Source organism: Nonomuraea sp. NPDC003707 (genome assembly GCF_053587055.1).
The window spans coordinates 1-9,650 of sequence record NZ_JBSFNK010000099.1; the positions used below are offsets into that span (position 1 = coordinate 1).

Below are 9,650 nucleotides of genomic sequence, written 5' to 3' on the forward strand. Positions count from 1 at the left end.
TAAGAAGGGTCTCGATGTCGTTCGTCACAAAACGATCAACGAGGCCCTTCCCCATTGGTGGCTACCGCCCAAGAACTTCGGACTTACTCGTCTAGCTCGTTTGGTGCGGTTGCGCAAACATGTCGCGCAACCCGCATCGCTGAGAGACCATCCCGCCGCGTGACTGCTGCTACGACCAACCTCTCCCGTTCGGTCTCCACGCTATGAGGGGAAGCTCACATTAGCCGGGACCACGAACTTCCCCATGCGGCACGCTCCTGAGGTTTCTCTGGACGGTCAACGTGATGGGGTGCTCCTCACCCAACACCCGGCGGGAGATCTGCAACACTGCCCGAAGCTCCGCCACGGCCTCCTCCGTCCGCCCCAAATCACCCAACAGGAGCGCCAGGTTGTTCCGCCCAGTCAACGTCTCGGGGTGCTCCTCACCCAACACCCGCTGCCAAGGCTCCAACACCGCCCGATATTCGGCCTCGGCATCCTCCAGCATTCCCAATCGCTGCAGTACGGTCGCCAGGTTGTTGCGGCTGCTCAACGTGTCAGGGTGCTCTTCACCCAACACCCGCCGTCGAATCTCCAGCACCGCCTGATGGATCGCCCTGGCCTCCATCAGTCTCCCTGAACCATCCAGCATGGTCGCCAGATTGTTCCAACTGGTTAACGTTTGGGGATGCCCATTACCCAACACCCGACGGTGAGCGTCGAGCACCGCCAGAAGCTCCGCCTCAGCCTCCTCCAGCTGGCCCAAACGCTGTAGGACAATCGCCAAGGTACCGCGGCCCATCAACGTGTCAGGGTGTTCTTCACCCAGCACCCGCCGTCGAACCTCCAGCAACATCAGAAGCTCAGCCCTTGCCTCTGCAAAGCGCCCTGTATGCCACAGCAGCCCCGCCAGGTGGTTGCGGCTGCTCAACGTGTCAGGGTGCTCTTCACCCAACACCCGCCGTCGAACCTCCAGCACCGCCCGTTGCTCCTCCTCCGCCTCCGCCAGCCGCCCCCAACGATCCAACACCAGCGCCAGGTTGCTCCGGCCGGCCAAGGTGTATGGGTGCTCTTCACCCAACAGCCGCCGCCATATCTGCAAGACCGCGCGATGCTCCGCCTCGGCCTCCGCCAGCCGCCCCATTTCACCCAGCAGGAGTGCCAGGTCGTTCCGGCAAATTAACGTGTCAGGGTGCTCTTCACCCAACACCCGCCGTCGGGCCTCCAGCACCGCCCGATGTTCCGCCTCGGCTTCTATCAGCCGCCCCGAGCTGTCCAACACGATGGCTACATTTCGCCGGCAGCTCAGCGTGTCGGGATGCTCTTCACCCAGCACCCTCCGTGAGAGCTCTAACACGGCTCGGAGCTCTGCCTCGGCATCCTTCAACCGCCCCAAACGCTGCAGCAAGCCTCCCAGGTTGCCCCGGCTGCTCAACGTGTCAGGGTGCTCTTCACCCAGCACCCGACGCCGCGTCTCCAGCAACATTCGAAGCTCAGCATCAAGATCGTCCAGTCGTCCCAAACTCCACAGCACGGCCCCCAGGTCGCTGCGACTGGTCAACGTGTCAGGGTGCTCGTCACCTAGGCTCGCCATTGCGATGGACAGGTGGTGACGCGCGAGAGATTCAGCGCGATGGTAGTTACCCTGCTTGTGTTCGAAGGCGCTGGCCACGGAGAAAATCCCGTCATATTCACCGATCACCGTCGTGACATGGTGATGGTCGGTCAGGCTTTCGACATGCGGGCTGAGCACCTTGAATCTGCTGGCCTGCTCAGGCTGGGTTAGTTCGGAGGCAGCCAACCATGCCTCACCAAGCCAGGCCAAGGCCACTTGGGGTGACGACCGCCTCTCGGTGGAGTAGGCACGGGTGTCGTCTGCCGCAGCGATGACCTTCTGCAGCAGCCGGTGGATCCTAACAGCCGACTCCTCCAACTTGATCAGATGGTAGGACGCCAGCAGCCGTAGCGCGTCCATCACTTGCAGGCTGCCGGCCGCGGCCCTTTCACCGAGGATGTCGCGGGGCACATCTTCCGGTGCGTAGCAGGCCAGGACGCGCAACAGGTGCTCGGCGTACGGGTTTCGGGACCGGATAACGTCCAAGTGGGCGTTCCACAGCCGGGCGATAGTCTGCTCAGCCTCGTCCTGATCGCGTGGTCTGTCGTACATATCCAACGGGTGATCAGCCAGCAGCCGTTGATAGGCGTTGGGGGAAATTCGGCATTCGCGAATGTAGGCGCCGGCCTGCTCCAACGCCAGCGGCAGAAACCCCAACTCGACGGCGATCGCCTCGAACACCGGAAGTTCGTCGGGATCGGCATCGCGTTCACTGGTCAACGCGATCAGTTCGGTAGCGGCCTGCTTAGTCAGCAGCCCCAGCGGTAGCTCGATGGCGCCTGTAGGCCATGCCACCTGACGGCGGGTGGTGATGACGATGTGTCCTCTGCGAAGCTGCGCCAAGAGGCTACGAGTGTGCTTGGGCTCTTCGACATTGTCGAGCACGAGCAGCCAGTCGTCATGGGTCTGCAACCAGTTCAACGCCCACTGGGCCGCCTGCTCAATGCCCAGCAATGTCGACAGCGCAATAGGCTGTGGCAGCGGTGGATGCAAGGACGCAGCAAGGGCGGCCAGTTCATTGCTGATCTTCTCTTCGCTGGTCGCGGTAATCCACCACACCAGCCGATAGCGCTGCATGTGGTATTCAGCGTACTGGCGTGCGAGTTCGCTCTTGCCCACGCCTCCCATACCGTGGATCACTTGGCCAATGGTTACCTTAGAGGAGTTGCCGGATAGCGTCTGCTCCATTGCTGTAAGGGCGTCGTCTCGCCCGACGAACACCGCCGATCGTGCCCGCGGTAGGTTCGTCAGCATGGTGGGCAGCGGCACCTCTTCGGGCGCTTTCAGGGTGCCCGGTTCCAGCCTGATGATCGGAGAGTGATCCCCAGAAGTCGCCGCACCAATGGTCTGAGCAGCGATGGAGCGAAATCCCTCAGCACGGATGGTCATCTTGGACGGGGAAGAGAGCGAGTCCGCCACGCTCAACCTGCCGCTGCGGGCGGAGGCGCGTCACCTGTGGAGGCGGACCCGATGTTCTGTGCGGCGATGGACCGCTCACCGATCGCCTCGACTCGCACCTGAGCTGAAGAGTCGGCCGGTGCCGTCCCCAGCTCATCCGCAGACCGGCTGTCCGAGGAGCTCGAAGCCGATGGCGCTGCCCAGGGAATAGGAGAAGATCCATCCCCCGTGGAGGCAGATCCGATGGTTTGAGCAGCGATCGACCGCTTTCCGCTTGCGGTGATATGGACTTCAGTTGTGGAACTGCCGATGTCCAAAGCGCGTCGGGCAAGGACCACCTGGTACAGCGTCGCTGGTACGCCGATCAGCGCAGTCAGGCTCATTCCGATGATGCTGGACCATTTGTCGGCGTCGTCGAGCCCCGCCTTGAATAGCAGCACGCCTACCACTGTGCCGATGAGTGCAGTCACCGCTCCGCAGGCCCATGCCAGCGCCCGCCCTCGCCCTCTCATCCCTCCATAATGGACTACGGCAACCCTCGCGAGGCGGTCTCCACTCAGGGGATCCGTCAACGTCGCAGACTTGATCAACAGCCGTCTCAGGACAGTGTGATGGCTGTATGGCCGATAAGCATGCTTCACCTGCGTGGATGGGCTGTCGCTAGCCGGTAACATCCGAAGATCATCCTACGCATGGGCTCGCACGCGCCGACCGGTCACCACATTATTTGGTCACCAGTGGATACTTACGCCCGTCATGCTAAAGGGCCTGCCGTGCCCGGTGCATGTCTTGCCTTAGGGCAACGGTGGCTGGATGGCCAGGACCATAGGCTGCCTCAGCGATAGCCAAAGCCTGCGTATACAGTTCCACTGCTTGATTTAAGTGACCCAGGTCCTTGAGACTGATCGCCAAGCTCCCGAGACAGAAAGCCACATAGGGATGGTCAGAACCGTAGACCGCCTTAGTGATCGCCAGCGCTCGTTGTTCCAACGGCACCGCTTCATCCACGCGACCTGTTGCATGCAAGCTGACCGCCAGACTCCCAAGCCGATGGGCCACAGCAGGGTGGTTAGGACCATAAGCAGCTTCAGTGATCGCCAGCGCTCGCTCCTCCAGTGGGATCGCGTCCTTGCTGCGGCGCAGATCACGAAAACAGCCTGCTAGATTTCCGAGCAGTGTGCCGATATCGGGATGCTCCGGACCGTAAGCCGTCTCAATGATCTTAATCGCGCTTATTATCAATGGCACCGCATCTCTGGCACGGCCGAGCTTCCCAAAACTGACACTCATATTGCTTAAAAGAGTGGCGACTATGGGGTGGTCAGGGCCATGAATCGCTTCGGCGGTTGTCAGTGCCCGTAACTCCAGCGTCAGCGCCTCATCCAGGCGATCCTGATCACGAAAGGCCCGCGCCAAAGTAGCCAGCCTGATCACCACGTCGGGGTGGTCCTGGCCATACGCCTCTTCGCTAATCGCCAACGCCCGCTGTAGTAGTGGCAAGGCTTCATCCACGCGTTCTAGCTCACATAGGCTAACCGCAAGGTTTCCCATCACGGTGGCGACCACGGGATGGTCAGGGCCATAATCGGCTTTTACGATTGCCAATGCCCGACTATGTAGTTGCACCGCCTCTCGTATGCGGCCAAGATCGTGAAAGCTACTAGCCAGGTTTCCTAGGCGGGTAGCAACAGTAGGGTGGTTCGGGCCATAGGCCTTCTCGGTGATGGCTAACGCTCGCTCTTCCAATGGCACCGCCTCGCTTACCCGCCCAAGCATTCTGAAGCTAGTAGCCAAGTTCTGCAGTCGATCGGCAATGTCTGGGTGGCTAGGCCCGTAAACTCTCTCAGTAACAGCTAACGCCCGTTCCTGTAGCGGCACCGACTCATTCGCACGCCCCAAGGCACAAAGACTTCGCCCGAGATTGTCCAGCAATGCTGCAACAACAGGATGGTCAGTGCCATGAGCTGTTTCGGCGATTGCCAATGCCCGCTCCTCCAGAGACACCGCCTCATCTGCACGCCCCAGGGCCCGGCAATTGTTCGCCAGATGGGCCAACATGCTGGCAGTTTCAGAATGATTCGGTCCATGGGCGGCCTCTATGATCGCTAAGGCTCGGGCGGCAAATGGCTGCGCCTGCACAGGAGACCCTTGGCTCCGCAGAAAAATCCCGGCCAAGCTCAAGACATCCCCGAGCGGGAAAAGAGCGCCAGTTTCAGGATAGGAGTTCGCTAGAGCTTGGATATGCGGGATAAGCCGCCTCCAGAGTGGCCAGCCATCTGTGTTGTATTCCGGGTCACTGGGGAGTGACCTCGCTAGCCACATCAGCGCCGTATCCCGTGCCGTTTCCTGGATATCACGATAGAGAGGTTCTGCGAGGATGACCTCTCGCATGATTCGGTGAATGCTAATACTGTTATCAGTAAGACTGATCAAACTGTACGAGGCCAACAGGCCCAAGAAGGAGTCAAGATCGGTGTTGTCAAGGCTGTCGTGAGACATAATCTGGCGAGGAATATCGTCAGGGGCGTAGTGGGCCAGGATTTGCAGTAACTCAACGGCGCCCTGGTCGCTGGCACCAAGGGTGCTCATGGTGATGGTCCACAGCCGGGCAATCGTTCGATCGCCGGAACTGCCTTCGGCGCCCAGCATATACATTCGCTCCGGTCGACGTCTCAAGCGATTGAGATAGTCGACTAGACTTATGTGCGTTTGCGCGATATACGCGGCAGCTTGCTCTAAGGCTAACGGCAAATACCCGAGTTCAGAGGCCAGTTCCTCAGCTGCATGCTCAGTATCTCTGTGCCATGCGACCCCAGTGATCCGGTGAAGTAGCTCTGCAGCCGGTTCGAGGTCTAAGACCTGCAACTGCATCAGTTGCGCGCCTGCGCCCCAGCGCACATCCCGCCGTGTCGTGACCAGCACATGACCGCTGTCCAGTTGCCCCAGCAGTGGGCGGATGTGCTCGGGGTCGTCAACGTTGTCCAGTATCAGTAACCAGTCGGAATGTGTCTGCAACCAGCCGATCGCCCAGTCTGCGGCGTCTTCGACCTTCCCAACAAGTCGAACTGGAGGATGCAGACGGCCTGCCAAGGCCGCAAGACCAGCCTGTATTCGCTCGACGTTATCGGCCGTGACCCACCACACCACTTGGTATCGGTCTCGGTGGGTAGTGGCGTACTGTAACGCCAGCTCAGATTTCCCCACTCCGCCCAGCCCGTACACAACCTGACACATCGCCATCCGGGCGTGATCGTCCTCGAGTGCCTGATGCAGACTGGTCAGCGCCTGCTCCCTGCCTTCGAACACCGCCGCCGGCTTGCGCGGCAGATACCAAAGCCCTCTGTCCAGAGTGATCTTAGAGGGGTCACGCAGTGTTCCCGGATCGAGTCTGATCAATCGGTTATCTATCGGGGAACTGTCCCCAGTAGTCACCGCTCCAGAAATCTCAGCAGCGGCAACCGCTCTATCACCTGAGGCATCCACTTCTACGCGGCGCTCCAGTGGAGTACGAGTCACGGCTGACCTCAGCCAGTTGGGCCATCTCAAGGGGAGACACTCCCGGAGATCAGTTGTGCATCGATCGACCGTTCTTCACTAGCGGCCACCCGCACCTGAGAGAGCTCACCGGCTGTCTCATTGTGCTCTTTCACGATGGAGCCTTCGCATAAGGCTCGGATGGCCTCGTGGACCCCCTCATCGAGGGTGAGCTCGCTCACCCCAACCTCAAGCAGGAAGAGCCGATCGGCCGAGCCGGAACCCACAGAGGACATCCGTTCACCTGCGCACGCGCCAGACCGTCTATTTAACGGGATGAGCTATCATACCGGTTCTGTAGCTCATCGAAAAACTGCCTAAGCATCGCGACTGCGTTCGAGTCTTCAGTCAACTCATAGCCGCCAAAACGGTACACCTCGTAACCCTTGAGTCGTAGCGCTCGGTCTTCAGCAACCATCTGCGAATACAGCCGCGGCGAGGCTAGATCATCCTCGGCGTAATGATGCTTGCCGTCCACCTCGATCACGATGCGTACGCCTCCCGGCAACATCAACAGAAAATCCATTCGCTCCCGCTTCAGGCGTTCTCCCTTGCGGAGGGTCTGGCGCTCACGCTTAGTGAGCGGATCGTAGTGCAGATAGACCTGCGGCAAGAGGGCCGGCTGTCGCTGCCCCTCCTCGCCCGCATAGCGCTCACAGTAGGTGTTAAAGACGACCAACTCGGCCGGGTTCTCCTCAGTCGGACTCTTCTTCATACACTGGCGTAGCCGCCCATATAGATCATGTCCGATGCTGCGATCATCACCGACCAGGCCGCGCTTATCCCGCCACCATGCCACGAGCTCGCCCCACGTCAAGCCCGCCGCGGTGAGCTCCCGGTCATAGACGAGGCAGGTATCAGCGTGTTCCACCACTTCAATCACGTTGTTGATAGCATCACGAAGCACAATTTCGGGCTTATGGCCGGTCGAGGCGAAAATGATATTTTTCATCTGGCCATCTACACCGCGAATGGAACCAGTTCCAGACCAGGCCTCTTCCAACTCGTCGAGTCGATCCCAGAGCGGCGTAAACAGCTCGCTTAGGTAGCCCCGCCTGGCGGCGTAACTGTGGCTCATGCCTTCTCTTACCCAGTAGGCATGGAAACCTCCGTAGTCGCGAAACGGCGGTTTGAACTCGATACCTATCCGGCCGAGAAGTGCTCGCAGAGCTCGCAGCACCTCAATGATCTGCTCGTTGTCGAGTCTCTGTCCGTTACCACCTGTGCCGTAAGCTTCCAGCTCACGATGAGTCAGGCGGCTGAGCCCCTGGGCAACGGACCAGTCTGGAGAGTCTGGCAGCGGACCCCACCGCACCTGATCGATTAGTTCCTCGTTGAGGACTGTTTGCCATGACGACCAGGGTTCGCCGTTCATCTCCCAGGCTGGGTCTTGCTCCTCGACGAAGAAATCGCTTGGCCTCATAGCGGGACAGTACTATTCAGGTACGACATTGGAGGGGCGGGCGCGGCGCACACCCTCGTGGGTGGATTGGTGGGCCGGTGGCAGGGTCACAAGTTCCGGCACGTGCTCTAGGTAGAGCCTCCCAGTGAGGAGCGATGGGTCGCTCTGATGAACGTCGTCTCCACAGTCCACAGGTATCCCAGAATCCCCGCGTGTCGCCTAGAACGTTACGGGCCCTCGGGCGGCCATCGCGGTCTGGCTGGTACTACTAGATCGGCACGGATCACGCATAGCGACGAACGCGTATCGCCCGGACGTGGAATGCGGCTTGTCCGGGGCAAGGGGTTGTAGACAGTCGACGTACGCATGATCGCAATGCGGTACCAGGGTTGCTCGATGGCAACCCGACCCGGAGCGCAGGGCCCTCCGGGCCCGAGCACCGGAAGCGGGGCGGCAGCCCTGAAGTCTCTGCCCTAGCCCTTCAGAACGGTGCCTAACTTGACCGGACGGATGTCCGTCACTATGAAGTTAGAAGTCATAACCATTGCGGTGCCCGAAACTGCACTCCATGCTCGGTTTGAGAATAGGCATCAGGTCTCTCGGTCAGCAGGCAAAGTTGATCCTTGAGATATTCCCTGCGTAGAGCCGCCATATCGTGACAGGAATCCAAGGCCTCTTCCCACCCAGAGGCGCGTTGATAATCCTCGCCGTGATTAAAGATGGTTAGGCACGGTGGGACTGCTGCTACACGATACCCATCCTGCTCCTTGCGCATACAGGAGTACAGCACACCGTGCTTGGCGGGCGTTAGGCGATCGAAGGACATCAGGCGTTCGTCCGCGCGCGCCAACTCCGCTCGTTTCTCCTGTCGACGTAGGGAGTTTGCATAGTTCTCCCGGCGTCCGTAGACCAGAACGAACCGCGGCGCAAGCTGCCTTCGCGCCAGCACTGGAGGTATTTCATAGTAATCCAGAAAGGCTGAACGATTGTGGCCACGGTTGAACCATGCTCGCCATTCAGCCAGTTGTCCTTGCGCATGAGTGAAGTCGCTGTGGATCTCCGCGCGCTCACCGTAGAACCATTTCTTGTGCGGAGTCTCGATCTCAATCAATATCGGATAAAGTGATCCGCTGTCTGTGCCAATCCACATAAAGTCAGGCTCCCGGTCACTAAGCCCAGGTAGCTTTGGCTTTGTGATCACGGCCATGGGGAAGGCGGAGTGACCTGAGTCCCCATCGACGCTATGGGATCCCGGCAACAACGAGGGATGGCGCTCCAAAAACGTCTGGATTAAGCGTTCATCCTGAGATTCTGGGCTGTCAAGAAGAGCCTGCCACCTTTTTGTCAGCGCGGCATCATAGACCTCCTGAACAGGTGGCCCCGGCGCTGTCAACTGGCTCTCGGCCAGATAGCCCGGCAGGTAACCCACGAAGGGTTCACGAAAGGCGTTAGAGACATTGCGAGGAGCCGTCTCGGTCACGATGGCAGCTTACGCTCTGTCGTCGGGATTGAGCGACGGATACCTTGCCATTCGTGCGTGGGCGGTGCTGGCCGCGACCGGCCGGAGAGCCGCAGCGCGGCCAGCGACCGCCCGACGCGCGCCAGGCCGCCGCAGGCGGGCTGGCCTGGGTGTGTCCAGTCAGTGGTGTATCTCGATCTTGATTTGTTCTATCGGGTGGTCGGGGTCAGGCGGCCTTCGAAGGTGATGGCGAAGGCGTTCAG

At 60.1% G+C, this 9,650-nt stretch carries 5 protein-coding genes; all 5 read right to left on the reverse strand.

From position 1 onward, the window contains the following. Nucleotides 1–220: 220 nt before the first annotated feature. On the reverse strand, nucleotides 221–2,983 hold the full coding sequence (locus tag ACWDRB_RS67300) for a tetratricopeptide repeat protein (protein WP_449912726.1): 2,763 nt from the start codon (nucleotides 2,981–2,983) through the stop codon (nucleotides 221–223). A 32-nt stretch (nucleotides 2,984–3,015) separates the two neighbouring features. Further along, entirely contained in the window at nucleotides 3,016–3,432 is a 417-nt protein-coding gene (locus ACWDRB_RS67305) for a hypothetical protein (RefSeq protein ID WP_449912727.1), read from the reverse strand. Nucleotides 3,433–3,751: 319 nt separating this feature from the next. Next, nucleotides 3,752–6,388 carry an FxSxx-COOH system tetratricopeptide repeat protein gene (gene fxsT, locus ACWDRB_RS67310; RefSeq protein ID WP_449912728.1) on the reverse strand — a complete coding sequence of 879 codons (2,637 nt, stop codon included), beginning with the start codon at nucleotides 6,386–6,388 and terminating at the stop codon, nucleotides 3,752–3,754. Nucleotides 6,389–6,794: 406 nt separating this feature from the next. After that, complete coding sequence (locus tag ACWDRB_RS67315; RefSeq protein WP_449912729.1) at nucleotides 6,795–7,949, reverse strand: hypothetical protein; 1,155 nt, start codon at nucleotides 7,947–7,949, stop codon at nucleotides 6,795–6,797. 514 nt (nucleotides 7,950–8,463) lie between these two features. After that, a complete protein-coding gene (locus ACWDRB_RS67320; protein ID WP_449912730.1) occupies nucleotides 8,464–9,408 on the reverse strand; it encodes a Shedu anti-phage system protein SduA domain-containing protein in 945 nt (314 codons plus the stop codon). Nucleotides 9,409–9,650 lie beyond the last annotated feature (242 nt).

What these genes read in the sequence shown, in the direction of transcription:
- ACWDRB_RS67300 (WP_449912726.1), bottom strand. Translation starts at nt 2,983, where the DNA reads ATGACCATCCGTGCTGAGGGATTTCGCTCCATCGCTGCTCAGACCATT.
- ACWDRB_RS67315 (WP_449912729.1), bottom strand. Translation starts at nt 7,949, where the DNA reads ATGAGGCCAAGCGATTTCTTCGTCGAGGAGCAAGACCCAGCCTGGGAG.